The sequence below is a fragment of the Pontiella desulfatans genome (assembly GCF_900890425.1).
Taxonomy (GTDB): domain Bacteria; phylum Verrucomicrobiota; class Kiritimatiellia; order Kiritimatiellales; family Pontiellaceae; genus Pontiella; species Pontiella desulfatans.
This window is the reverse complement of sequence record NZ_CAAHFG010000001.1, coordinates 2,864,459-2,890,878: the sequence shown is the minus strand read 5'-3', so window position 1 is coordinate 2,890,878 and position 26,420 is coordinate 2,864,459. Positions and strand designations below refer to the sequence as shown.

General features: G+C 53.9%; 15 protein-coding genes. All 15 read left to right on the top strand.

Annotated elements, in window-relative coordinates; all coding sequences use genetic code 11:
* The first annotated feature begins 13 nt into the window (after nt 1-13).
* The 15 genes from E9954_RS10220 (at nt 14) to E9954_RS10150 (ending at nt 26,382) form a co-directional block, all read left to right on the top strand.
* Nucleotides 14-1,378, top strand: coding sequence for a sulfatase (locus E9954_RS10220; RefSeq protein WP_136079079.1), 1,365 nt, complete (start codon nt 14-16; stop codon nt 1,376-1,378).
* Nucleotides 1,379-1,597: 219 nt separating this feature from the next.
* Nucleotides 1,598-2,551: an alpha/beta hydrolase gene (locus tag E9954_RS10215; RefSeq protein ID WP_168442140.1), complete on the top strand. Its 954-nt coding sequence runs from the start codon at nt 1,598-1,600 to the stop codon at nt 2,549-2,551.
* Between the two features lie 18 nt (nt 2,552-2,569).
* Nucleotides 2,570-4,279 carry a glycoside hydrolase family protein gene (locus E9954_RS10210; RefSeq protein WP_136079077.1) on the top strand — a complete coding sequence of 570 codons (1,710 nt, stop codon included), beginning with the start codon at nt 2,570-2,572 and terminating at the stop codon, nt 4,277-4,279.
* Nucleotides 4,276-5,859 carry an arylsulfatase gene (locus tag E9954_RS10205; protein ID WP_136079076.1) on the top strand — a complete coding sequence of 528 codons (1,584 nt, stop codon included), beginning with the start codon at nt 4,276-4,278 and terminating at the stop codon, nt 5,857-5,859. The genes E9954_RS10210 and E9954_RS10205 overlap by 4 nt, the downstream gene beginning before the upstream one ends.
* A 77-nt stretch (nt 5,860-5,936) precedes the next feature.
* A complete protein-coding gene (locus E9954_RS10200; RefSeq protein WP_136079075.1) occupies nt 5,937-9,041 on the top strand; it encodes an FAD-dependent oxidoreductase in 3,105 nt (1,034 codons plus the stop codon).
* Nucleotides 9,042-9,044: 3 nt separating this feature from the next.
* Nucleotides 9,045-10,955, top strand: a complete 1,911-nt coding sequence (locus E9954_RS10195; protein WP_136079074.1) for a sulfatase family protein — start codon at nt 9,045-9,047, stop codon at nt 10,953-10,955.
* A 126-nt stretch (nt 10,956-11,081) separates the two neighbouring features.
* On the top strand, nt 11,082-12,326 hold the full coding sequence (locus E9954_RS10190; protein WP_136079073.1) for an IS4 family transposase: 1,245 nt from the start codon (nt 11,082-11,084) through the stop codon (nt 12,324-12,326).
* A 144-nt stretch (nt 12,327-12,470) separates the two neighbouring features.
* Entirely contained in the window at nt 12,471-15,434 is a 2,964-nt protein-coding gene (locus tag E9954_RS10185; RefSeq protein ID WP_168442139.1) for an FAD-dependent oxidoreductase, read from the top strand.
* A gap of 13 nt (nt 15,435-15,447) precedes the next feature.
* Nucleotides 15,448-16,977 carry an arylsulfatase gene (locus E9954_RS10180; RefSeq protein ID WP_136079071.1) on the top strand — a complete coding sequence of 510 codons (1,530 nt, stop codon included), beginning with the start codon at nt 15,448-15,450 and terminating at the stop codon, nt 16,975-16,977.
* 275 nt (nt 16,978-17,252) lie between these two features.
* Nucleotides 17,253-18,458, top strand: coding sequence for a hypothetical protein (locus E9954_RS10175; protein ID WP_136079070.1), 1,206 nt, complete (start codon nt 17,253-17,255; stop codon nt 18,456-18,458).
* A 3-nt stretch (nt 18,459-18,461) separates the two neighbouring features.
* Nucleotides 18,462-20,813 (top strand): GH36-type glycosyl hydrolase domain-containing protein, encoded by a 2,352-nt coding sequence (locus tag E9954_RS10170; protein ID WP_136079069.1) that lies wholly within the window; start codon nt 18,462-18,464, stop codon nt 20,811-20,813.
* Between the two features lie 152 nt (nt 20,814-20,965).
* Nucleotides 20,966-23,698, top strand: a complete 2,733-nt coding sequence (locus E9954_RS10165) for a family 78 glycoside hydrolase catalytic domain (RefSeq protein WP_136079068.1) — start codon at nt 20,966-20,968, stop codon at nt 23,696-23,698.
* Nucleotides 23,699-23,801: 103 nt separating this feature from the next.
* Nucleotides 23,802-24,257, top strand: a complete 456-nt coding sequence (locus E9954_RS10160) for a sulfatase-like hydrolase/transferase (RefSeq protein WP_222847131.1) — start codon at nt 23,802-23,804, stop codon at nt 24,255-24,257.
* Nucleotides 24,158-24,967, top strand: a complete 810-nt coding sequence (locus tag E9954_RS10155; protein ID WP_342793724.1) for a sulfatase/phosphatase domain-containing protein — start codon at nt 24,158-24,160, stop codon at nt 24,965-24,967. The genes E9954_RS10160 and E9954_RS10155 overlap by 100 nt, the downstream gene beginning before the upstream one ends.
* Before the next feature lie 170 nt (nt 24,968-25,137).
* Nucleotides 25,138-26,382, top strand: coding sequence for an IS4 family transposase (locus E9954_RS10150; RefSeq protein ID WP_136079066.1), 1,245 nt, complete (start codon nt 25,138-25,140; stop codon nt 26,380-26,382).
* Nucleotides 26,383-26,420: the final 38 nt, after the last annotated feature.

The following is a 26,420-nucleotide window of genomic DNA, read 5'->3' as shown; positions in this document are numbered from 1 at the left end:
AAAAGGAACTGTTATGAAATTGAAAATTGCACTACTCGCCGCTTGTACGACCGCTTCGCTGCAGGCTCAGCCGCCTAACATCGTCCTGCTTTTTTCCGATGATGCGGGTTATGCCGACTTCGGGTTTCACGGCAGCACCGAGTGCCAAACGCCCCGTTTGGATCAGCTCGCAAAACAGAGTATTCGCTGCACGCAGGCGTATGTCAGTGCCTCGGTGTGCGGACCGAGTCGGGCAGGGCTGCTCACTGGGCGCTATCAGCAACGGTTTGGCTTTGAAGAGAATAACGTGCCGAGAGCGATGAGCGATGCCGGGTTGACGGGCGAGGATATGGGATTGCCGCTGGATCAGAAAACCGTCGCCGATTATTTGAAAGCGCAGGGCTATCGCTCCATCATTTTGGGAAAATGGCATCAGGGCGGAGCCGACCGGTTCCATCCGCTCAAGCGGGGGTTCGATGAATTCTACGGATTCCGCGGCGGCGCGCGGAGCTATTACGCTTACAAAAAGGGCCAAAAAGTCGATCCACTCAACTGGATGGAGCGCGATTTTGCGGGCTTTAAGGAGCACGACGGCTACTTAACCGATGTACTCGCCGACGAAGCCTGCGCCTTTATCGAGCGGAACCAGAAAGACCCCTTCTTTGTGTTCCTCTCCTTTAATGCGGTGCATGCCCCGATGCACGCGCGCGACGAGGATATGGCCCACTTCCCGAAATTGAAGGGGAACCGTAAAAAGCAAGCGGCAATGATGCTCGCCATGGATCGGGCCTGCGGCCAGGTGCTGGATCAACTGGAAACCCTCGGCTTAGCCGAAAATACGCTCGTCGTATTCACCAACGACAACGGCGGAACCCCGCAAAACTCGGCAAAAAACGATCCGCTCAGCGGCGTGAAGGCCACCCATCTAGAAGGCGGAATCCGTGTGCCGTTTCTGATCAAATGGCCCGGCAAATTTACAGCCGATACGACCTATGCACATCCGATTTCGCTGCTGGACCTTTTGCCGACCTTTGTCGACGTTGCCGGTGGAGCCGACACGCTGCAGAAAATTGACGGCGTCAGCCTGCTTCCGTATCTGACAGGCAAAAAGGCGGATCGTCCGCACCAAACGCTCTACTGGAAAAAGGAGACGCGCGCCGCCATCCGCGAAGGCGACCTGAAGCTGATTCGTCTGCCGGATCGCCCCGCCGAGCTCTATGATATTTCCAAGGATCCCTCCGAGGTGAACAACCTGGCTGCCGCGCAGCCGCAAACAGTACGGGAACTCTACAAAAAGATTTTTGCCTGGGAGCTCGAGCTCGAACGCCCGATCTGGCAGCTGAAGCGGAAGTATGAAGGTTCTTCCATGGAGCGCTTCGACGGCTACCGGCAAAAGTGATGACAGGAGAACGAGAGAGTAACTTTTATAATAGATTGAAGCGCACCCGGACGAAGTCGAGTTGGGCACGGCGAATGCCGGGCAGCGAAGCGGCAAACTTGAAACTCGGAACTCCCTCCCACCCCTACACGATTGTGTAGGTTGACTCATTTTTTTTGAGGGGATAAATTACCAACTTTTGCAGAAATCTGGGCAGTGAAAATGAAAAAGGGACACAGGATGACGAGATGGATTGCGGGCATAGGGGTAGCGTTGGCGATGGCGGGAACCTGTGAGCTTCAGGCCAGTGAGTTTTCCGACAAGATTCAGGCATCTTTTGATGCTGGGAACCCCAAGCCGACTAAAATTTTCAAGCTTCGCGATCAGGTGGAGGTACACTATTTTGCGCCGACCCAACCGATCGAAAGTGGAAACAATCCGGCATTCGTCTATATCCATGGCGGCGGTTGGAGAGGGGGTAACCCCAAAGGTTCCTATCGGTGGTGCCGCTATTTGGCCGAGCACGGGGTTTCGGTGTTCACTATCCGCTATCAGCGTGCTAACGAGAAAAAGGGAATCAAACCGATTCAGTGTGTTAAAGATGCCAAAACGGCGATGCGCTGGGTGCGCGCGAATGCCAAGAAGTTCGGTATCAATCCCGATAAAATCGCGGTAGCTGGAAATTCGGCGGGCGGCCACCTCGCTACGGCGCTGGTAACGATTAAGAATTACACCGATGCGGGCGACGATCTCAGTGTCAGTTGTCGTCCCGATTTGCTGTTGCTGGCTTCGCCGGTTATCGATAATGGCCCGGGTGGCTACGGAAATGGACACCCAACTACGAAGCAGGCCGATTACCGAGTTAAGGGGTTCTGGCGCGATTTTTCGCCCATTCACAATTTGAACAAAAATCTGCCGGATTCCTTTGTGATCATGGGGGATGAAGATCCGCTGATTCGGGTGGTGTCGGTCGAACTGTTTGGCCAGGCGGTGGCGGAGTCCAGTAGCGAATTCGAGTGGTGGGTTTTCCCCGGAAAAGGGCACGGGCTTTTTTCCTCCAAAGAATCGTACCTCACTCCGGAACTGATGCATATTTTTTATCGCTGGCACGTATTTTTGGCCAAGCACGAATATCTGCCCGCGCCGCTCTCTGCGGGAGATGAGGTTCAAACGCTTGTAGAAAAGAAAAATTAACGAATAAGGAAATCGAACATGCAAAAATTAACTATTGCGATCTGTTGTTTGGGAATGTTGGCATCGGTTTTCGCTGGCTCGACCAGTGAACGCACCAGTATTGGTCTTGAAAACATTGAGATCAAGGGCGATCTGGGAAAACGGATTGACCGAAATTTTAATCGGCTGGAGGAGGAACGTTATCAGCCTATCCAAGACACGGGTTGCTTTAGGAAAGCTAATTACCGGTGGCCGGGCGATATGGAAGGCCGCACCATTCTTTCGCTGGCGATGTTGCAGCAGTCCGGTGAGCGCGAAGCAAAATATCTGCCGAAAATAATGGAGATGACGCCGGGTCGAATGAATGAGGTGGGCTATTTCGGCATAAATTATTTCCCGAAATGCGACGAACAACAGCTTTCCGGACACGGCTGGCTTTTGCGCGGATTGTGCGAGCTTTATGCCGATCGTCAAGACCCCGCGGTCAAAACGATGATCGAAAAGATCGCCGATAACTTAGTGGTGCCGACCCAAGGCAAACACAAGGTTTATCCGATCGAGCCGAGAACACGCGTCAAAAATAAAGGCAAGGTTTCCGGCGAGGTGCTCAGTGAAGATGGCATCTGGCGGCTCTCCTCGGATGTCGGCTGCGATTTCATCTTTATGGATGGGGTCATCCAAGCCGCCGACATTCTTGGTCGAAAAGACCTTTACCCGATTATCGACGAAATGGTTGCCCGTTTTCTGGAGGTGGACTTGGTCGCTATCGAGGCACAAACCCATTCAACGATGACGGCACTACGTGCCCTGATTCGCTATGCAGAATTGGCGGATAAACCCGAGTTGATCGCTGAAGCTGAAAAGCGGTTTGATCTCTATCTTCGTGAAGGCTCCACGGAAAACCACGCGAACTACAACTGGTTCGGACGCCCGACGCATACCGAACCTTGTGCCGTAATCGATGCCTTTATGGTGGCCACCCAACTTTGGCAAATTTCGGGTAACCCGCGTTACCTCGAACAAGCGCATAAAATGTACTTCAACGGAATGGGGCACGGGCAACGTCAAAACGGCGGATTCGGTTGCGACAAATGTCTGGGTGCTGAAGGTCCATTTATGCAGATAAAAATGCCGGAAGCCTGGTTCTGCTGCACCATGCGCGGCTCGGAAGGATTGGTGAGAGCTGAAGAGTATGCTTTTGTGCAATCGGGTGATACGCTGATGCTTCCATTCTTTAACGACGCTACCGTCAACTTTAAAGGCGGCACGTTCCAAGTTACCACGGCGTATCCCTACGAAGGCGTCGTAAGCGTTAAAATGGAAAAAGCACCGGAAGCCGGAACTGCGCTCGCCTTCTTTAAGCCCACTTGGGCAGGAAAAACGGAAATTACATTGAATGGCAAATCGGTTAACGCCGCAGAAAAAGAGGGCTTTGTTACCGTGAACGCAGAGCTGAATGCGGGCGACGCCCTTGTTTACACTTTTGAACAGGTTCCGTATTGGGCGGAAACGCAGAACATCCATACGCTCAAAGGCTATCAGAGGGTCTATCAGGGACCGCTCCTGCTTGGAATGATCACAAATAAAGAGCTGATTTTGCCGGCGGACGCTAAACTGAGTTGGAATGCGGAAACCAAACAAGTGGACGTCAGCGGTAGCGATGTGAAGTTGTCGCCGATCAACGACGTGATCGATAACAACTACCAGCGTAGGGGCTACAAGCGCCAAGCGCTCTGGAGAAAGAAATGAAAAAATGGATAACCTTGTTGTTGGCGACATCTGCCGTGGTGGCTGTGGCGGCTAAATCCCCGAACCTCGTCGTCATCATGGTCGACGACCTCGGGTTTTCGGATCTCGGCTGTTATGGTTCCGAGATTGAGACTCCGAATCTGGATGCGCTGGCGGCGAACGGCTTGCGCTTCTCGCAATTCTACAATACCGCCAAGTGCCACTCCTCCCGCGTCTCGCTGCTCTCAGGGCAATACTGCATCGCGGCGGGTGATACCGAGCTGACCCACGCGGTGACCTCGGCGGAAGTGCTCGAAGAGGCGGGCTATTTCACGGCAATGACCGGAAAGTGGCACCTGAAAAAGCAGCCCACCGATTTCGGCTTCAACCGCTATTTCGGACATCTCAGCGGCGCGTGTAATTTCTTTAAGGGAGACGATACCTTCCGTCTGAACGGTGAGAAATGGAACGTTCCGAAATCGGGCTTTTACACGACGGTGGCGAATGTCGATTTTGCGCTGGATTTTCTGAAGGAGGCGCGGGAGAGCGAAAAGCCGTTCTATCTCTACGTGGCGTTCAATGCCCCACACGGTCCGCTACACGCCTTGCCGGAAGACTACGCCAAATACAAAGGGCGCTATGACATGGGATGGGACAAAATGCGCGATGCCCGGATCGCCAAACAGAAGGCACTGGGCTTGCTTTCAAAAGAGTTGGATCCGTCGCCGCACCCCCCGGAAGTCCGGGCATGGGATAAGCTCGTCCCGTGGCAGCGCGACTATGAAATCAATAGGATGGTGACTCTTGCTGCCATGATTGATCGCCTGGATCAGGAAGTGGGGCGACTGGTTGAGGATTTGAAGCAGCATGGCGAACTCGAGAACACCATGATTCTGTTCATCTCCGATAATGGGGCCTGTCCGTACGACGTGGGAGCATTTCGACTGAATATTGAACCGACCAACGCAGGCGCTTTCTTCAGAGATTCCACGGGTTGGGCTTGGGCACGCAATGCGCCGTTTCGTTATTACAAACAGAATCAGTTTGAGGGGGGCATCAGTACCCCCGCCATCGTTCACTGGCCGGCGGGCTTGAAAACGAAGCCCGGTGCCATCGTCGATACGCCGGCGCATTTGATTGATGTACTGCCGACATTGGCCGATCTGGGCGATGCTGAAATCCCAACCACGCATTCGACGCGCGACTTGCGCCCCGTTTCCGGTGTTTCCCTGCGCTCGGTTTTGGAAGGGGAGGAACTCAAGCGTTCGGAGCCGATCTATTTGCAATTTTATACGGATTGGGGACTTCGTGACGGGGATTGGAAGTTGGTGAGCTTTAAAGGTCAGGAATGGGAACTTTACAATATGGCCAATGACCGCACCGAACTCAATAATCTGGCCGAGTCACAGCCGGAGCGGTTGAAGGCGATGATCGCAAAATGGAGAGCCATATCGGCCGAGGTCCTTCATTCTGAAGAATTGGCGAATGCACAGGTAGTCCCAACGGAGGATCCGAGAACGAATGATCGCTGGACGGTGTACAGTGACTCTGACAAGCCGCCGGTACGAAAACCAAAGAAAAAGCGGAAGAAGGCCAAGTAATGAACAGCTTTCCGACACCAGAAAAGGGATAGACAACCTGTTTTGACAGGGCCAAATCTTAAATTAGAAGATAAGAAATGAAAAAGTGGGTTTTAACGGTATGCGCGCTCGTTGTCATGGTGGCGATTTCAGCCAACGCGGCATCGAGTGATGCATCACGCTACGTCACGTTTGAAGGCAAACAGATTCCGGTGATCAAGATCGCCGATGTGTTGGTTGTCGGCTCGACACTGGATGCCTGTTTCTTGGCATCTACGTTTGCGAAAGAGGGCAAAAGCGCGGTGCTGGCCTCGGCTGGCACGTCGCTTCCGCATGAACTGATTATGTGTAAACGCCCGTGGGTTAAACGCGAATGGTTGAATTCGAGTGACGCGGAAATCAACGCGTTCCTCACCGGATGCGTCGAGAAGGAGGCGGGAGAAGATTCGCTCCTCGATATGATCAAAGTCACGGAGGGGCTGGAAGACCTGCTTCTCGATTCGGGCGCGTCACTGCATTACGACCTGTTTCCGTGCGGTGTGGCGCGGGCGGACCGTCGGATCACTGCCGTGGTGTTTGCTTGCAAGGGCGGGTTGGTTGCCGTTCAAGCCGACACGGTGATCGATTACACGCCCGATGCATTGATCGTTACGTCGGCCGGCGGCGAAACAAAGGCACGCTCGTCCGCCGAAAAGGGACTGCTGGCTCGCTACAGTTATCTCTGCAATGAGGAACGCAGTGCGCCGATTGCCGTGAAAGGCGTGCCGGAACTCGCAAACGGTCAGATCGTAATGCACGGTCCGTTCGCCGAGTTTAAGTTGCGGTTGCCGGTTGCGAAAGGCCATTTCCCGGAAGCAACCTACAATCAGGAAGCGCGGCGCATTGTTCTGAAGGCTTCCCCCCAGACCGGTCTGCAATATGTCCGTGGCGGAAACACGTTGCTTATGGATCCGGCGCGGCGGATTGTCAGCCGCTCAAAGTCCGGCAAGTTGACGTTGGACGCATGCCGCCCAGAAAAACTGGACAATGTTTGGGTCTGCGGGCCGATGGCGGATGTCGACGATGAACTCGCGTTGAGTATGGTTGAGCCACTCGCCGGTCCCTCGTTCGTTCCGCTGTTGAAAAATGTCGTTACGAAACCAGCCGGAACGCTCGACGGGGTGCTGCAGCTCGGAACCGCTTCGAAAAAGAGCACGTCAGGAACCGCCTCTTTCGATGCCATAGCGCCGATTTACAGCACCGGAAAACAGGTTGCGGCCCAGCCCGGAACGTTGCCGGTCGTTGCGACCTGCGACCTGCTCGTGGTGGGTGCCGGAACGAGCGGAATGCCCGCCGCACTGGTTGCATCCAGAAAAGGCGTAGATACGATTGTCGTAGAAAAGTTTGGCGACGGCGGCGGAACGCATACGATTGGCGGCGTTTGCAAATACTGGTTCGGGCGCGAGACCGATTTTGTGGGGCAGCTGGATCAGGATGCCGCCCAAACGATGCAGGCGACGGGGATGCCGAAGTGCATGGGTATGTTGGACTGCCTGATGCGCGCCGGGACGCGTATGCTGACCCACACGCTGGCCGTGGGCGCGGTGGTTGATGGGGAAAAGATCAGTGGCGTTGTGGTCACGACGCCGAACGGGCTGGGCGTGGTTCAGGCAAAATGCGTGATCGATGCAACCGGCGATGCCGATATCGTGGCGCGTGCTGGCGGTGCTTTTTCCTATGGTCCAACGCGGGACGCGATGACCCTATTCTACTCCTTTGCCCAGTTCATCGGAACCAATCCGGAAGCGCGACGCCACTTCGCGTTTGTAGTCGATTTTCGCGACCCGACCGACCTGAGCCGGGTTTTGGTAGCATCACGCCGCTTCAAAAAAGCGGCAAGAAAGGGTAATCCCCAAAAAGGGAGTTCTCCTCAATATTACCTGACCCCGCGTGAATCCAGAAATATCGAGGGGAGTGTTCGGGTAACCTACGCCGATATTATGTCGAACCGCCAATTTGAGGACACGATCGCGGTCTGCAAAGCTGATGTGGACATCAAGGGCATCGCCGACAGCGACCTGTCGTTCTGCGGCTATGTTACCGACTGGATGGAGACCTTCTTGGTTCAGATTCCTTATCGCGCCCTGCGCCCAGTGGAGTTTGACAACGTTCTGGTGGTCGGCAAAGCGATGTCCGTCGACCATGATACGCTGGCGCTGGCTCGCATGCAGCGCGATCTTATGGCGATAGGCGGTGCGGCGGGACTGGCCGCGGCGCAATCCATCGGGAATAATCAGTCGTTTGGCGAGATTGATATTAAAGCCCTCCAGCAAGGAGTGATCGGCCTGGGCGCACTTTCTGCCGAAGACTTGAGCGGAACACAAGGTGTGAAAGATAGTGCCTTGCCGGAAATTGATAGTGCTCAACTTAAGCAAATGGCCGACCAGCTCGCCGCCGGCAAACTCAAGCTGATGGACAAGGTTTCACTGTTGATGCGACCCGAACAATCTTTGCCGCTACTCAAAGCGGCGTTGGGAAATGCTACAGGAACGGGACGCCTGGATCTTGGGAAGGCGCTCTGTTTTCTCGGTGATCGCCAGGGTGCGGATGTGCTGCTGGAGGAATTGGAACAGAGCCTCAAAACCCCCGGTCTTTCCAAAAAGAGCCACGTGAAGATGCGGCATGATACCCCCGACCACGCTTCCGCGCCGGAGATAACCTACTGGGTCAACTCGCTTGGGCGATCGGGTGATTCCAGAGTGATTCCGTTGATGACCGAGATTGCGAAGCGGGTCGAAATGAATCCCGAAAAATCCGACGTGATGTTCAACTACGTTTACAGCATCTGCTATGCCTCGGATCGATTGGCCGACCCTGAATGTATTCCGGCGCTAAACCTGCTTGCCAAAAAGAAGGGAATTTCTGGTAGCCGGCTCCCGATCGGTACCGATCCGCGCGAAACCGGTAAAGGGAAAGCAAGCATTATGGAAGATCGCTACGCCTATCTGGAATTCAGCATCGGACGGGCGATGGCGCGTTGCGGATCGAAACAGGGCTATGAAATGATGATCGACTACCTCACGGATATTCGCGGCTTTATTGCCCGCAGTGCCCACGAAGAGCTTGCGGCACTTTCGCAGCGTGATTTCGGCTATGACCCGCAGGCGTGGAAAGCTTGGCTTAAAACGGCAACGGTTTCGCCAATCAAATATGCAGGGAGATAATTCATGAAAAAACAAGTCGCACTGATGGTGCTTGTGGTTTTCGCGTCGGTCTTGGCCTATGCGGAAGTGTCTAAACCGAATATTCTCTGGCTGGTGATGGAGGATACCTCTCCCAATTCTTTCGGGTGTTATGGGGATCCGTATGCCCATACGCCGAACATAGACCGGATCGCCGCCGAAGGGATTCGCTATGGACGTGCGTTCAGCACAAACTCTAGTTGTGCCCCATCGAGAAGCTCGCTGATAACCGGTGTTCTTGCCACCTGTCTGGGAACAGGCAATCAACGAAGCACGCATGATATCCCTGATTTCATCAAAGGGTTTCCAACCTTCCTGCGGGAAGCGGGATATTACACCTCCAATTATTATAAGACTGACTACAACACCTCCGCCGCAAAACGGCTCATCAAAGAGTCCTGGACCAGGCAGCGCGGAAAATATGAAGATCGACCCAAAGGAAAACCGTTCTTCTCGGTGATCAACTTCGGAGATTCTCACCAGTCCAGAGAAATGACCTGCTCTTATGAGAAATACATTGCGGTAATCCGGAACAAGCTCTCGGAAGAGGAACAGCATGTTATTGAGGATGCTTCAATCCCCCCGTATTTTCCCCAGACCCCCATCTCACGGCGCACGATGGCGCGCGTGTATGACTGCACCACCATGGTGGACAAGCAGATGGGGGTGGTTTTGGATAAGCTGGAGCAGGACGGACTTGCAGATGACACGATCATTTTCATCTATGCCGATCACGGAGAGGGGATTCCACGTGCCAAATGCAGTCCCGTCTTTGGCTACCAGATCCCTCTGATCGTTAAGTTCCCCAAAAAGTATCAGCATCTGGCTCCTTCTGCTCCGGGTTCGGTCTGCAATGACATTGTCACATTCGAGGACTTTGGACCCACAGTGATCAGCCTGGCAGGAGGTAAGATACCCTCTTACATGAAAGGTTATGTTTTTCTGGGCAAAGGCCGTGAGCCCGCCGCGCGTAGTTATACCTTTGGCAGTGTTCACCGGACGGCAGAAGTTATCCGCAACTCGCGCACGATCCGAACTGACCGATATCAGTACAACCGCAACTACATGCCCCATATTTCGGAAATGCACGGAACCGCCTATTTCGATACTTCGGAGATAACACCGGAGATAAAGAACTGCTATAAAAAGGGAGCTCTCACAGGTTCCACTCTGGACTTTGCTGATCCGACCACGCCACCCGAAGAACTCTACGACGTCAAAAAAGATCCTCACAAGATTCGGAATCTGGTGGACTCGCCTGAGCATAGTCATGTCCTGAATGAGCTTCGGGGTACTATGCACCAAGAGATCATGCAAAGACGTGACGTTATGTTTCTTCCTGAATATGAAATGGCTGTTCGCGCAAAGGGCTCGACTCCATATGAGATCCGCACAAATGACGAAAAGTACCCTCTCAAAGATATTCTCGCGGCGGCGGATTTGGTTGGCGGTGGCCCCGACGTATTGTCGCGTCAGGCGGAATTCCTCGATCATCCGGACGACATTGTTAAGTATTGGGCCCTCATCGGGCTAATATCTCAAGGAACGGCGGCATCTGGCGTGGTTGACAAAGTGGCTCCACTCCTTAGATGTTCTACGACGGACACCCGGATTGCTTCAGCCACTGTTCTTCTATCCCTGGGCAAGCATCGGGAAGAATCCGGCAATGTGTTGAAGAAAGAGATTATCAATACAAGCGGACCAACGGCCTACAATGTTCTGGCCGCAATCGAAGCATTGAGATACCTCAAAGAGAAGGCTCCCGATTGTACAGAAGAATTGAGCAGAGCGCACATTATCCACAAGGCAAGAGGTGCAAAATTCCTGTCTTACATTGGATATTGTCAGCAATCTTTTGGTTTGCTTCCAGAGAATCCCTCCCGTAAGAAAAAATGATCGTTCACTTTTCCGTCCACAGACAGGTAAGAAAATCGGAGATAAAATGAATATAAAGCACTGTCATCCCATAGCTCTTAAATAAAAAGGCTGGTAAGTGCGTCTTAAATCCTCCACTCGGAGGGTATGAAAAAACAAAGACAAAAACACAAACCAGCCGGACATAGGTATACTACCTTGAAACAAATGTGCAATCTGATTCCCGGACACATGGTGTCGAACCTTGCGAAGAAGCATGGCGTAGACGCCCGATGCCGGACGTACACGCCGTGGAGCCATGTGGTTTCGTTGATGTACGCCCACTTCTCGCACGCGCTTGGACTCAATGATGTGTGCGACGCGCTCCAGATGAATGCGGCGGCGCTCTCGACTATACGAGGTGCAGTTCCTCCTTCGCGCAACAACCTGAGCCATGCGAACAGGGTCCGCAGCGCGGACATGGCTGAAGAACTCTACTGGAGCATGATGAAGCATCTGATGGATACGGTTCCGGGCTTCGCGAAAGGCAAAGTTCGGCGCGGATACCTTCGGCGCTTCAGCAAGGCGATCCATGCGATGGACTCGACCACGGTCCAACTGGTCGCCAACTGCATGGACTGGGCGAAGCACCGCCGTCGCAAAGCCGCGGCCAAGTGTCATCTGCGCCTCGACCTGCAGAGCTTTCTGCCCCGGTGCGCCATCGTTGATACGGCGAAGCACCATGATAGCACCAAGGCGCAGGCGTTGTGCGCAGGGCTCAAATCCGGTAAAATCGCCGTGTTCGACAAGGCTTACACGAAATTCGGGCATCTCTACGAACTGACGGAGCGCGGCATCTGGTGGGTAGGCCGGGCCAAGGACAACATGCAATACGATGTGGTGCGCACGCTCGAAACTACCGGACACAAGCGCATCATTCGCGACGAGGTGATTGAGATGGCGCTCGAAAAATCGAAGGAGGCCTACCCGAGCGAGCTGCGCCGCGTCGTTGCCCTCGTGGAGATCAACGGCAAAGATGTCGAAATGGTCTTCATGACCAACCACATGGAGTGGAGCGCGTGGACGATCGCTGAACTCTACCGTTGCCGATGGGACATCGAGGTATTTTTCAAAGAGATCAAGCAGACGCTCCAGCTCTCCGACTTCCTCGGCTACAGCGCCAACGCCGTTCGCTGGCAGGTCTGGACGGGGCTGCTGGTGCATCTGCTCATGCGCTGCCTGGCGTTCATGCACGGGTGGGGACACAGCTTCAAGCGTCTCTTTACCGTTGTGCGCGCCGCGCTGTGGCGACGCTGGGATCTGACGGCCTTGCTGGAATCCTATGGGACAGCCAAACCACCCAGTCGTATCAGAGGAGCACCGGAACAGGCGTATCTGCCGGGGTTCGTCTAAAAGCTGTGGGACAGCCAACTGTTTAAAACGGGGAACCATCATTAACCTTCGATAAAAAATCGAAATCGACTAAATGAACCGAACATCAAAAACCTTAACAAAAACGGGCGCTTATACTTCATTAGCGTTCTCTATGGGATGACAGTGAATATAAAGTTAAATGTTAGTCAGTTAAAAATCGGATTCCTGTCCATCTTCGCCACGCTTGCGTTTCAAGTGGGCGCGAGCGCGGAAGGGGTTATTGAGACCGCCAAAGAAATTCCATTAGCCTACGATGTGGATGTGGTTGTGGCGGGCGGTTCGGTCGCCGGGGTGGAAGCGGCTTGTGCCGCCGCCGATAGTGGAGCCTCGGTACTCGTCGTTGAATCGCGCCCGTATCTTGGGTACGACCTCTGCGCGAGCCAGAAACTATGGCTCAACCCCGAGGAACAACCGTTAACAAAAATTACTAAAGAGCTGTTTAAAGCTTCGCGCCAGATAACTCCGCTACAGGTAAAATCCCTGTTAGACCGCTCTTTGTTGACGCGTAAGGTCAAATTTATGACCGGCAGCTTTCCCGCCGAACTGCTGGTGGATGAGCAGGGCGTGCCGAGTGGGTTGACGATGATGAACCGCAGCGGCCGTCAGGCGATTCGCGCGAAGGTCATAATCGATGCCACCGAAAACGCGATCCTGACCCGTCAAACCGCCGCAAAATTCGCGCCCTTTAAACCGGGTAAAAAAACATTCAAATACACGGTGATCGGCGGTGATTTGAAAGAAACGGGAACGAAAGTGCCGAGTTTAACTTTTAAATCTTCCATCACAAAGGGACGGGGAAAGAATAGAAAAACAGAGAAGAAGACCCACTCTGTTTACGAGTACAGCTTCCCGCTCGAATACAATGCCGACACCTTCCGTGAGCGCAGCCGGGTCTTGAACGAAGTCCGCTCAAAAGTCTACGACCCCAATATGGTCGACCACTCCGAGAAGCTACGCTACACGCCGGATAATGTGGTGGCGGGTGGTGTTCGCCCGAAAGGCGTCGATCACCTTTATGTCCTGAACGCTTATTCCGGTGAGCAGAAGAGCCTGCTGGGATTTGCTAGAGTGGGCGAAGAAGTAGGGCGCGAAGCGGCGAAGAAGGCGAAAGCCCGTGTCGTCCCCGCCAGCTTACAATACGCTCATACGAGTGATGCAAAGCCGAGCCTGGCCGTAACGGAGGTCGAGCCGTCGTTCCGTTTTCGGAATAGCCCTCAATTAAAACTTGGTAACCATGAGTTGCCGGTACTCGGGCGCTGGGATGTTGTCGTAGTTGGTGGTGGGACCTCGGGCGCTCCTGCCGCATTGGGCGCCACTCGCTCGGGCGCTAAAACGCTGGCGATCGAGTATATGGATGAGCTCGGCGGGGTCGGCACGGCCGGCTTGATTTCAAGGTACTGGTTTGGATTTCGGTTTGGTTATACCGCTGAAATCGATAAGGCGCTGGGTACAAAAGAGGAGTGGAGCCAAATTCAAAAATCAGAATGGCTTCGCAGTCAGCTGATTCAAAGCGGCGGCGAGGTATGGTTTACCAGTTTTGGGTGTGGCACCGTGATGGACGGCAACAAAGTCACGGGCGTGGTGGTCGCTACGCCGTTCGGTCGGGGCGTGGTGCTGGCGGATGTGGTGATTGATAGTACCGGTAACTCCGATATTGCTGCGGCCGCTCATGCGCAAACGCACTACAGCATCTCCAAATATGGCGACCTGTCCGTGCAGATTTCAAATAATCCGCCCCGCAAACTCGGCGCCGGAACAACGAACCCGGCTCGTTATATGCTGCATGATAACGATGTCTTCGATCGCTGGCACCTGAAGTTGTCAGGTAGAAAGACGGGAGGAAAAGTTCACGATATGGCGCAGCTTATCCCGTCGCGGGATCGTCGCCGCTCCATTTGTGACTACACGCTCACCACCGAGGATATTCTCACTAAGCGCACCTTCCCCGATACCATCAGCCACCACAAAAGTAATTTCGATGCCGGGGCGCATCCGGATACGGAGATGTTTTTGGTGAAAGATATGAAAGGACCGGTTTTTACCTGCGATATGCCATACCGCTGTTTGACGCCTAAAGGTCTGGAAGGAGTTCTCGTCACCGGGCTCGGGGCCAGTACCACGCGTGATGCGATGACCTTAACCCGTATGCAGCCTGACCTGCAGAACCAGGGCTACGCCGTTGGAATGGCGGCGGCCATGGCGGTGGACCGGACCAGGGGGCTGGTGCGGGAAATCAACCTTAAGGAATTGCAGCAGGCTTTGGTGGAAAACGGTTGTCTGGAAGAACGGGTTCTTGCGGACGTGGATTCTTTCCCTCTGAGCCAGGAAGCGATACGGCAGGCGGTAAAACAACTGAACGCCCTTACGATCGGGGTTCACCAAAAACCAGAGCACGACGATACGCACCGTGCCTTAGCTGTAGTGATGAGCCACCCGCAGCAGTCCATTCCTTTGTTAAAACAGGCTTATGCGAAAGCGTCAAATCCCGATATTAAACTGAACTTTGCCCGAGTTCTGGCCATTCTGGATGATGCAACCGGCAAGGACACATTGATCGCAGCGGTGCGGAATGCTCCGGATTGGGGAAATGGCTGGGATTACAGTAACCAGCGCAAGTATGCGAACACCTTTGGGGAAGTAGACCGCATGGTCATTGCCACTGGATTCCTGCAAACGCCGGATGTGGTAGAACCCTTGCTGGGAAAATTGGATCAATTGACGATGGAGAGTCCCTTATCTCACTACAAGGCGATCTGCCTGGCTCTGCGAATGAACAAAAACGCATCCATGGCCAAGCCGGTGGCGGATTTCCTGAATAACAAAGGACTCACAGGGCATGCGCAAGTGCTGGATTACTATGACGGAAAAAACACGCCTGCCCGAAACCCGTTGAGCCCAAAGGGTGGTAAGGAGCTGAACCGAAAATTCAAAGAGGTTCTGGTGGCCGCACTGCTTTACGAATGCGGGGATTACCAAGACGTAGGAAGAAACATTCTGGAAGCCTACACCAAAGACGTTAACGGGCACTTTGCTGAATATGCCCATCACGTTTTAACGCATGGTACCGCAATGAGTGACAGTAAATAATTTGGGGGGAATAATGAAGAGCCTCAAACGTATTGTGAAATGCTTTTTGATGGGGGCCATCTTGGCCGCACCGCTTTTCTGCAGCGTCTCCGCTGCGGCCGAAAAACCCAATATTATCGTCATCATGGCCGATGATATGGGGTTTTCGGATCTCGGCTGTTACGGCGGCGAAATTCAGACACCGAACATCGATCAACTCGCCAAAGAGGGCGTCCGCTTGACCGGCCTCAGGAACGCCGCCCGTTGCACACCGTCGCGTGCTTCCCTGCTGACCGGACGTTATTCGCACTCGGTCGGAATAGGGGCGATGTCGAAAGATGAGGAACTGCCCGGTTATCGAGGGCAGCTTTCGGCGGACGCCCCGACGATGGCCGAAATCCTGAAACCGCATGGCTATGCCACCGGCATTGTTGGAAAGTGGCACCAGACGTTTACCGGTAAGTCTACTCAGAAGCCGTTGTTCCCGCTCGACCGCGGTTACGATTTTTTCTACGGAACCTGGTGGGGGGCGAAGGACTATTTCAGCCCAAAGTTTATGATGAAAAACGGCGAGCATATCGATGACAATACCCCATATCCTGACGACTTTTATCTGACCCATGCCTTGTCCGATTCCGCAATAGAATTTGTTCAGAACCAAATAGATCAGAACCGCCCGTTCTACCTCTACTTGGCGCACTACGCGCCGCATGCGCCGATTCAGGCTCCGGCAGATCGCGTTCAAAAATGTTTCGATCGCTATATGGCAGGCTTTGAGACTCTCCAGCGCGAACGCTTTGCCCGTCAGTTGGAGCTCGGCGTCGTTCCGGAAAATGCAAAAATTGCCGCCGGGATGCCCTCATGGGATAAACTTAACGATTCCCAAAAACGGGAATGGGCGAACATGATGGCGACCTACGCCGCGATGATCGAGATTATGGATGACGGCATTGGGATGCTTGTCGAATCACTGAAAGCGAATGGGCAATACGACAACACCCTGATCTTTGTCTTGAGCGACAACGGATCCACCCCGGAGCGAAAGGGCAGCGCAACATATGCTCAACTCAGCAATACACCTTACCGCAGTTATAAGGCCCACACCTTTGAAGGCGGGATTGCGTCACCGCTGATTGTCAGCTGGCCCACCAAACTGCGTGAATACGCCGGCACTCTACGGCACGGACCATGCCATATAATTGACATCCTGCCGACCTGCCTGGATGCGGCGGGCGTAGAATTTCCGAGCGAATTCCGCGGAAAAAAAGCGGTACAGCCGGATGGCAGAAGCATTCTGGACGCTGTCAAGGGGGCGGAACTTCCACCGCTACCGTTTTACTGGGAACATCTGGGTCGTCGTGCGGTTTATCAGGACGGTTGGAAACTTGTCGCCGATGGAGCGAAAAGCCCGTGGAAACTTTACAACCTGATGGCTGACCCCACCGAACAAAACGACCTTTCAAAGCAGTTCCCCGAACGTGCTGACGGACTGAAACGCGACTGGACAAACTGGGCCAAGGAAAACCAAGTCTATCGCCAGAAGAGACCCAAAGGCAAACAGTAATGTTTTCCAATGATTGGAGCATATAGGATCCTTTGCTCCACATCTTCGAGAAGTCTCCGAGTGTTATTTCCAGACATTGGAAATCCGCCGGTCAAGCTGGCTCCTCCAAACCTTTTAAGAATATTGCTGGCAAAACGTTTTCAGCGGGTGGGTGCCAAATCAATATGGGGCGGTGAGGTGACAGTCTGAACATGATCAATCCGACTTCCGGGTTTTAAAAATAATTGAAAAATAGAATTGCTCTGTAATATAAAATATGACAGATTGTATTAATTATGAGTCGGAGAGATAAAAATTTTGGGTGGGGTTGCCTGGTAGCCGGTTTGGCGTTGGCTGGCGTATTGACCGGTTGCGGGCCGAAGGAATCGGAGCAACGTGCCGGATCGCGATCGGAAACCCTTAATCAGGTCGGTCAGACAGAGTCTGTGCGCGATTCGGGGCTCGGGATCTGGTATGGGCCAGCGTCGCTCAATACGGTGACGCGCGGAATTCGTGATGATTTTCTGGGCCAGTTTACCGACATCGGTAACTGGCCGACGGTGTATGGCGAAACGGCCGTGTTTAAGCAGTTCATTGAATCGCTGGGTGGAACAAAGTACAGCGATGAAGAGTTGAAACAGCTGGCGACCTTTACCCGCGAAGCCGGACTCAAATGTGCTTTTGAAATCGGTGCACTGCGCTGGGATCCCAAGCTTTACGGCGAGGGGAGCGGCGCTAAATATGCCGCGCAGGAAATCAAGGTGCTGCAGCGCTGGGTGGATGCCGGGGGAACGGTCGATTTTCTGAGTACCGACCATGCGGTGATGTGGAACGTTGGTCTCTGCCTGCAGGGTGCCAAGCCGATGGCCCCGTATGTTAAAGATCCGGATTGGCGCATCGTGATGGATGAGGTCGTAATTTCTCTTTCCATGATTCACGAGGCTTTTCCGAATGCCAAAATCGGCATGATTGAATCGCTCGGTTATTTTTCAGTAGGAGAAAACTACACCACGACTGATCCGCTGTGTATTTATCCCATCGACCTTGAAGAGTTCCTGTCGACCGCCAAACAGAAGCTTGGTGAGCGCGGCGTGGAGCTGGATCACTTGCACATTGATTTCAGCTATCAGGACTGCCGTTATGACGGTCGCAATGAAAAACGGCTGGACTTCGGGCGCATCATGGCTGCGGAAGGCATTGTTAAATCGATCGGCCTCGACAGCGGCATGATCATCAATGCTTTCGATGATATGTCGTATGTTGGTTCGAACACAGTACAGGAACAAGAAAAGGCGCAGAATGCGGCGGAGCGCAGTGCGTCCGCTGTGGACAACACCCTTGAATATTTTGACGGATACGTCGCCGCAGGCGGCGAACCCGATACATGGATTTTACAGCGCTGGCAACCCTATCCCGACGTGACCGGTCCCGAGACCGTCCGCGACACGGATATGGGTGTGAGCCGACTGCTGGTGAACAAATTAAAACGACTAGAGGAATAAGTTATGGCTGACAGTGGAACATTAACGGAAATCATTCCCGCCGAATTCGGCGGTGCTGCGGAAAAAATCCCGTTCGAATACAAGGCGGACGGAAAAGAGCTGTGCATTGCGACGCCGGAGCCGGATCGCACACTGCACAATATGATGTATAACCCGAACTACCTGACGATGCTCGATCAGGGTAACTGCGGGATGGCCAAGCACATGTCGCCGGCGGGGCGCAACTGCAAGATTGTGCAGAACGATCGCTTCGTTTATGTGCGCGATGCGGAGAGCGGTGAATATTTTTCGGTCGGTTTTGCACCGGTCTACAAGGACTACGAGCGCTACGAATGTCGCAACGGGCAGAACTATCAGGTGGTGGAAAATGTCACCGATGGCATTGAAGCCGTCTGGCGCATCTACGTGCCAGCCGGTGAAGATCCGGTGGAAGTGTGGGACGTCCGCTTGCGCAATGTGGGGGACCGCACGCGCAAGATGCAGCTGTTTACTTATGTCCCGATGAACTGCGATGGCGAAGACCTCTACTGCGGTGAGTTGCACCGTATTGCTGAATATCTGCCGGAACAGCGGGCGATCTTTGTCTGTATGGATGCGCCGCGCTATCTGGAGGGCGTTGACCTGCCGTGGCATAATGGCTTTATGGCGGTTAATCGTAATCCCGATGGCTGGGATGCCAGCCTGGGTGCCGTGATCGGCTCGCGCCGCACCACGCAGAATCCGCTGGCGGTGGAGCAGGGTAAATGCTCCAACTCAAAATGTGCTATGTTCAGCCCGGTGGGAACGCTGCAGATTGAAATGGAGCTGGCTGCCGGTGCGCAGGATGAAGTGCGCTTTATGATCGGCGCCTGCGATGCGGTGCCGATGATTGACAAGCTGACCGCAAAATATCTCTCGGCCGGTTCCTTGGAATCCGATGTTCATTTTGACGCGCTGTTGAAAGTGGAAAACGATCGTGCTGCCAATCTCCAGGTGAAGACGCCCGATGAAGTGTTGAATAACATGATCAACGTCTGGAGTCCGAAGCAGATTGATTATGGCGTGGTCTGGACCCGTTGGGGCTTCAAGGGCTATCGCGACATAATCCAGCAGTGCCAGGGCGCGGTGATCCAGCAGCCGGAAGCGGCGCTGGACCAGTTGCTGAAGGCCTGTGCTCACCAGTATGAATCCGGGTTCGGGCTGCGCGGCTGGCATCCGATTGATGACCTGCGCTACGCCGACAGCTCGCAGTGGATGATCGGGGCGTTTTCGGAATACCTTGCCGAAACCGGCGATTTCCAAACCTTGGAAAAAACGGTTCCGTTCTTCGATCAGGGCGAGGCATCGGTTTATGAACATCTGCGCCGCTCGCTTCTACGTTTGCGTGAAGACCGCGGGGCGCACGATCTGAATCTGGTTTTCTACGGCGACTGGAACGATTCGCTGACCGGCGTCTGCCGCGAAGGGCGTGGCGAGAGCGTCTGGCTTTCGATGGCCTTTTGTCGCAGCTGCCTGATTCTTGCGGACATTGCGGAGCACATCGGTAAAGCCGATGATGCTGCTGAATATCGCCTGTGGCAGAAAGAGATGGCCGCGGCCATTAACGAACATGCCTGGGACGGCAACTGGTATATCTGCGCACTGGATGATGATGCGAATGCGATCGGCTCGCAGCAGAACGATGAAGGAAAGATTTTCCTTAACATGCAGAGCTGGGCGCAGCTTGGAAAAGTGGTGCCGGAAGATCGCTGGGAGCAAAGCTGGAGCAGTGTTGGGCAAATGCTCGATTCCGGCTGGGGCCTGATGCTGAATTGGCCGGCCTACACAAAATATGTGCACAACGTCGGGCGCCTGAGCTCGATCCGTCCCGGTGCGGCTGAAAATGCCAGCGTCTACACCCATGGCAATGCCTTCATGTTGTTGGCCTTGCTTGAGCGTGGCATGGCCGACGAAGCGTATGAGCTGTGGAATGCCGTTCAGCCCGGTAACCCGGAGCGCCCCGTGCTCAACCAGCCGAACGTCTTCTTTAATGGATATTATGGTCCTGACAGCGAAAACCGCGTCGGTATGGGCGAGCACTCCTGGACGACGGGTTCCGTGCCGTGGATGTACCAGTGTGTGACCGAGCACATGCTCGGCGTGCGCCGCACACTCGGCGGTTTGGTGATTAAGCCGTGTTTGCCATCCGCATGGGAAACGGCTTCGGTGCAGCGCATTTATCGTGGAACCACCTACGACATCCGTATCGCTAATCCGGCTAAAAAAGCCGGTTCCGCCGTGGCATCCATCACCGTGGACGGCCAACCGCACGATGCATCGCAACCACTTCCGATCGACGGTGAAAAGCATACCGTAGAAGTCGTGCTGGAGGCCTAATACATATAGAACGTGCAGTCCTCTGTTAGTGCGATCCAGCAGGAATGATTTTCATTTTTGCTGGATCGTTGAGTATAAGAGGCTAAATCGGATTGGTGTTGCCCCTGGCGCGACACCATTCAACAAACGGTATCGGTTTATTAAGGAGTTTTATGAAGGCATCCAAATGGATCTGGTGCGTGCAGAAGAGTCTGCGCGAATACAATCAAACCGTACTCTTTCAAAAGGAGTTTGAAGTAACCAAAACGGATGGTGCACGGCTGCAGATTACGGCGGACAGCTGGTATCGCGTTTCGGTAAATGGCACCTGGATCCATGACGGGCCCGCGCGCGCCTATCCGGATTACTTTCAGTATGACGAACACGATCTTTCTGCCGTGCTCAAACCGGGTAAGAACACCATCGAAGTGATCGCCCGTTATTTCGGGATCGGCACCTTTCATCAGATTCCACAGGCGGCCGGATTGCGCGCCGCGATACTGGTCGATGGCGAAGTCATCGGCACCGATGCCTCCTGGCAGGCTGCACCGTCGAATGCATGGCAGCAGTGGACTCCCAAGATTTCCATTCAGATGGAACCATTCGAGGAATATGATGCGCGCCTTGAAAAGATCCTCGACTGGCAGCCCGCCGTTGAAGTGAAGCGCCCCGGAAAACTTTTCCGCCGCAATACGCAGTTGCTCACCAAAAAACCGCGTCGCCCGAAAGGGGAGCCGATCATTGCCCGCGTAAAAAAAGGAGAGCCGCACTGGTGTGTTCCGGTTACGCAACTAGCGCATGGCGAATTGGTCGAAGCCAATTTTTATACCAGCCGGCCGGTGGTGCTCGGTTCCACGCTCACCGTTCGCAAAAAGCAACCCTTTGATTTCGGTTCCAATGAATGGAAGATATCGGTAAACGGCCACCTGCTTAAAACGGGTAAGGTGACCTTGAAACCCGGCAAGCATGACGTCCGTTTTTTCTGTACCAGTTTCTATGGCCATAACAAGGAGCTCACCTTCCCGTGGCGCAATCTGAAGGGGTGGGGTGATTGGACGGTTTCAATCGCTGCAACATGCCTGTTCCTCAATAATGACCGACGCTGGTTTGCCAGCTTTGAAGATAAAGAGGCTCAAAAGGCCGAACGGCGTTGGCAGAAGGCTATCGAGCAATATCCGAAAGGGTTTTCTGCTTTGGATCGTCCGGAGGAACAGATCTTCATGGAAGATCCGGCTGCAGAGTTTGCTGCACGCCAGAAGGTAGGGACGGCTCGCCGAGCGGTCCGCAGTCAAGCGGGCGGCGCTTTCATCGAAAACGCCCTACCTGCTGGAGTCGCGGAATACTGTTACGATTTTGGTGAACAAACCTGCGGCTATTTTGAGTTTACGGTCAAGGCCGAAGAGGGGGTTATCATCGACCTCAACGCCGTTGAGTACATTACCCCCGAAGGAACCATCCAGCATACGCTGCCGTTCAACCGCAATGGCATGCGCTATATTACGAAGAAGGGGGTCAACCGCTTCAGGTCGCTCAAGCGTCGTGCGGGACAATATCTTTTCGTGACCATCCGGAATGCAAAGTCCCCGGTTGAAATTAAATCGGTGCGCATTATTGAATCCACCGCACCGGTGACGCCGGTTCAACCATTCAAATCGAGCGATCCGGCTTTGAATAAAATCTGGCAGATGTCCGAGCGCGCGCTGAAGCTCTGTATGGAGGATACGTTTACGGATTGCCCTCTCTACGAACAAACGCTCTGGATTGGCGATGCCCGGAACGAGGCGCTCTATGCTTTTGCGGCTTATGGGAATTATGATGTTTCCGCGCGGAGCCTCGAACTCGGGGCGCAGTCGCTTGATCAGTTTACCATAGTCGGATGTCAGGTTCCGTCGTCGTGGGACTGTCAGCTTCCGGCCTGGAGCTTTCTCTGGGGCATGCAGGTCTGGGAACACTATTTTCATGCCGGCGACAAGCGCTTCCTTAAAAAACTGTGGCCCGCCGTTTTGAAAAACCTGGACGGTGCCGAGCAGTATAAAGATAAGCAAGGCCTCTTCAGCGGGCCGCTGTGGAATCTTTTGGAATGGGCACCGATCGATCATGACAACGAAACCTTGCTGCACAACAGCATGCTGTTGGCCGGTGCGCTGAAAGCGGCCGAAAGCTGCGCTGAAGTTTTGGGTGAAGCAAAGGCAGCAAAGAAGCTGAAAACCCGACGCAATAAGCTGATTCGTGCCATCAATGCGCAGTGGGACGAAGAGCGGAGAAGCTATCCGGACGCACTGCTGGATGCAACCGGTAAACCGAGTACCAAAACCTGCCAGCACACCTCCATGCTGTCGATCATGTGCGATGTGGCCGATAAGCGCATCCAGAAGCCCGCACTCAACAACCTGCTTAATCCGCCGAAAGACATGACCACCATCGGATCTCCCTTCGCGATGCAGTTTATGTATGAGGCGCTTGAGAAAGTCGGTGAATATGATGCGCTGCTCGATTCGATCCGTACCAAGTTCCAGCCGATGATTGATGTCGGCGCCAGTACCGTTTGGGAAATGTTTGCAGGCAGCGACTTTGATACGCACGGTTTTCCGACGCGCAGCCACTGTCATGCCTGGGCATCGAGCCCGATCTGGTTCCTGACCCGTATTGTACTGGGGATTCGTCAGACTGCGGCGGGCGGCACAGCCTTTGAAGTCAGCCCGCGTCTGTGCGGCCTCACGCAGGCGAGCGGTTCCATGGCTACGCCCAAAGGGCCAGTACATGTGGATTGGAAGATCTTCGGCAAAACCCTGCGGGTTAATATCGGGGCTCCAAAGGGCGTTAAGGTCGACGTTGAACACAACACAAGCCTCCGAGGTTTGGAGGTCGTTGTTGAGAATCATCGAAGTACGGTATCCGTTAATTAATGGAAATGTATACCGAAATTTCATTGGGTGAATTGAGCGATCATATTGACCGGATGCTTGATGGAAAATTAAAGGAAAGAACGATTGTGGATATGGAGGCTGTATGAAGCGGTGTGAACAATTAATTTTTTGGACAGTCTGTTTTGCGGGGATGGTGATGACTGCCCACTCGGCCGCGCGACCGAATATAGTTTTTATTTTTACGGACGATCATGCCACCCAGGCGATCAGTGCTTACGGTGGAATCCTTGCGAAAGTCGCACCGACCGCGCACCTTGACCAGCTTGCGGCTGATGGAATGCGGTTTAACCGTTGTATGGTGGGTAATTCGATCTGCGGGCCGAGTCGCGCCACCATTCTGACCGGTAAGCACAGCCACAAAAATGGTTTCAAGGTGAATGAAAAAGGGGTGTTCGACGGTTCGCAGCAATCCTTTCCCAAGCTGTTGCAGAAGGCGGCGTGCGCGTTCCGTTTATCGCCTACTGGCCTGGTAAAATTAAGCCGAACACATTCTGCGATCTGCCGATTGGCATCGAAGATATGTTCCCGACCATTATGAATGTGGTGGGACAAGCCGGCGATTTGGACGCAATGAGGTTGGACGGGCAATCGATTTTTCCGCTGCTCGAAGATCCGAAAAACAAAGCCAATCAATACACCCGCGATACCTTCTTCTGGCATAAAGCCGGCGATCCTCGCAGTGCGATTCGAAAAGGCGATTACAAGTTGATCTATGACGATCAGGGCTATCTCGAGCTCTACAACATCGCGCAGGATATCGAAGAGAAAAACGATCTCGCCGAAAAGATGCCGGAAAAAGCGCAGGAGCTGGTTAAGCAAATCGACGTCATAATCGACGAAGTCGTGCCGCTAAAATATCAGCGTCGTCCCAACCCTCTGTATGATCCCGAAGCCAACGCAAATAGCAAGCTGCGCCCCTATCGGAATCTCCGCAACCTGCCGGTTGAGAAACTGACCGGTAGTGCGGCGGTCCGTAAAAACCCGGCACAGAAACCCGCTGTATCTACGAAGAAATCCAGCGCCCACCTGATGCCTGCCGGCAAAACGTTTGAAAGCCGGGTTTGGGCTAAAGGAAAAAAGCAGGAGATGGAAGGATCGCTCGCCGATATTTTCGTGAACCCGAAAGGCAAAACAATTCTGACCATCAAAACAGCCAACGGTCAAACGAGCATGCTCGGTTCGAAGGTGTTGCAGGCGGACGATTTGAAATACCTCAAAAGCGTCGGCGCCAAACTCCCCGCTAAATAGGACAGAGGAAGAAGGGATGAAAAACTCGAGGAAATTCTCAGTTCCGGTCGAATGATCAATGTGAGTGCAAAAACGAAAAAATCAAAGGGTAGAAATCCAAGTCACTGTCATCCCATAGCTCTTAAATAAAAAGGCTGGTAAGTGCGTCTTAAATCCTCCACTCGGAGGGTATGAAAAAACAAAGACAAAAACACAAACCAGCCGGACATAGGTATACTACCTTGAAACAAATGTGCAATCTGATTCCCGGACACATGGTGTCGAACCTTGCGAAGAAGCATGGCGTAGACGCCCGATGCCGGACGTACACGCCGTGGAGCCATGTGGTTTCGTTGATGTACGCCCACTTCTCGCACGCGCTTGGACTCAATGATGTGTGCGACGCGCTCCAGATGAATGCGGCGGCGCTCTCGACTATACGAGGTGCAGTTCCTCCTTCGCGCAACAACCTGAGCCATGCGAACAGGGTCCGCAGCGCGGACATGGCTGAAGAACTCTACTGGAGCATGATGAAGCATCTGATGGATACGGTTCCGGGCTTCGCGAAAGGCAAAGTTCGGCGCGGATACCTTCGGCGCTTCAGCAAGGCGATCCATGCGATGGACTCGACCACGGTCCAACTGGTCGCCAACTGCATGGACTGGGCGAAGCACCGCCGTCGCAAAGCCGCGGCCAAGTGTCATCTGCGCCTCGACCTGCAGAGCTTTCTGCCCCGGTGCGCCATCGTTGATACGGCGAAGCACCATGATAGCACCAAGGCGCAGGCGTTGTGCGCAGGGCTCAAATCCGGTGAAATCGCCGTGTTCGACAAGGCTTACACGAAATTCGGGCATCTCTACGAACTGACGGAGCGCGGCATCTGGTGGGTAGGCCGGGCCAAGGACAACATGCAATACGATGTGGTGCGCACGCTCGAAACTACCGGACACAAGCGCATCATTCGCGACGAGGTGATTGAGATGGCGCTCGAAAAATCGAAGGAGGCCTACCCGAGCGAGCTGCGCCGCGTCGTTGCCCTCGTGGAGATCAACGGCAAAGATGTCGAAATGGTCTTCATGACCAACCACATGGAGTGGAGCGCGTGGACGATCGCTGAACTCTACCGTTGCCGATGGGACATCGAGGTATTTTTCAAAGAGATCAAGCAGACGCTCCAGCTCTCCGACTTCCTCGGCTACAGCGCCAACGCCGTTCGCTGGCAGGTCTGGACGGGGCTGCTGGTGCATCTGCTCATGCGCTGCCTGGCGTTCATGCACGGGTGGGGACACAGCTTCAAGCGTCTCTTTACCGTTGTGCGCGCCGCGCTGTGGCGACGCTGGGATCTGACGGCCTTGCTGGAATCCTATGGGACAGCCAAACCACCCAGTCGTATCAGAGGAGCACCGGAACAGGCGTATCTGCCGGGGTTCGTCTAAAAGCTGTGGGACAGCCAACTGTTTAAAACGGGGAACCA

Coding starts and splice junctions, on each gene's coding strand:
- E9954_RS10180 (WP_136079071.1), top strand. CDS start 15,448: ATGAAGAGCCTCAAACGTATTGTGAAATGCTTTTTGATGGGGGCCATC.
- E9954_RS10220 (WP_136079079.1), top strand. CDS start 14: ATGAAATTGAAAATTGCACTACTCGCCGCTTGTACGACCGCTTCGCTG.
- E9954_RS10205 (WP_136079076.1), top strand. CDS start 4,276: ATGAAAAAATGGATAACCTTGTTGTTGGCGACATCTGCCGTGGTGGCT.
- E9954_RS10190 (WP_136079073.1), top strand. CDS start 11,082: ATGAAAAAACAAAGACAAAAACACAAACCAGCCGGACATAGGTATACT.
- E9954_RS10215 (WP_168442140.1), top strand. CDS start 1,598: ATGACGAGATGGATTGCGGGCATAGGGGTAGCGTTGGCGATGGCGGGA.
- E9954_RS10165 (WP_136079068.1), top strand. CDS start 20,966: ATGAAGGCATCCAAATGGATCTGGTGCGTGCAGAAGAGTCTGCGCGAA.
- E9954_RS10195 (WP_136079074.1), top strand. CDS start 9,045: ATGAAAAAACAAGTCGCACTGATGGTGCTTGTGGTTTTCGCGTCGGTC.
- E9954_RS10160 (WP_222847131.1), top strand. CDS start 23,802: ATGAAGCGGTGTGAACAATTAATTTTTTGGACAGTCTGTTTTGCGGGG.
- E9954_RS10210 (WP_136079077.1), top strand. CDS start 2,570: ATGCAAAAATTAACTATTGCGATCTGTTGTTTGGGAATGTTGGCATCG.
- E9954_RS10200 (WP_136079075.1), top strand. CDS start 5,937: ATGAAAAAGTGGGTTTTAACGGTATGCGCGCTCGTTGTCATGGTGGCG.
- E9954_RS10150 (WP_136079066.1), top strand. CDS start 25,138: ATGAAAAAACAAAGACAAAAACACAAACCAGCCGGACATAGGTATACT.
- E9954_RS10170 (WP_136079069.1), top strand. CDS start 18,462: ATGGCTGACAGTGGAACATTAACGGAAATCATTCCCGCCGAATTCGGC.
- E9954_RS10175 (WP_136079070.1), top strand. CDS start 17,253: ATGAGTCGGAGAGATAAAAATTTTGGGTGGGGTTGCCTGGTAGCCGGT.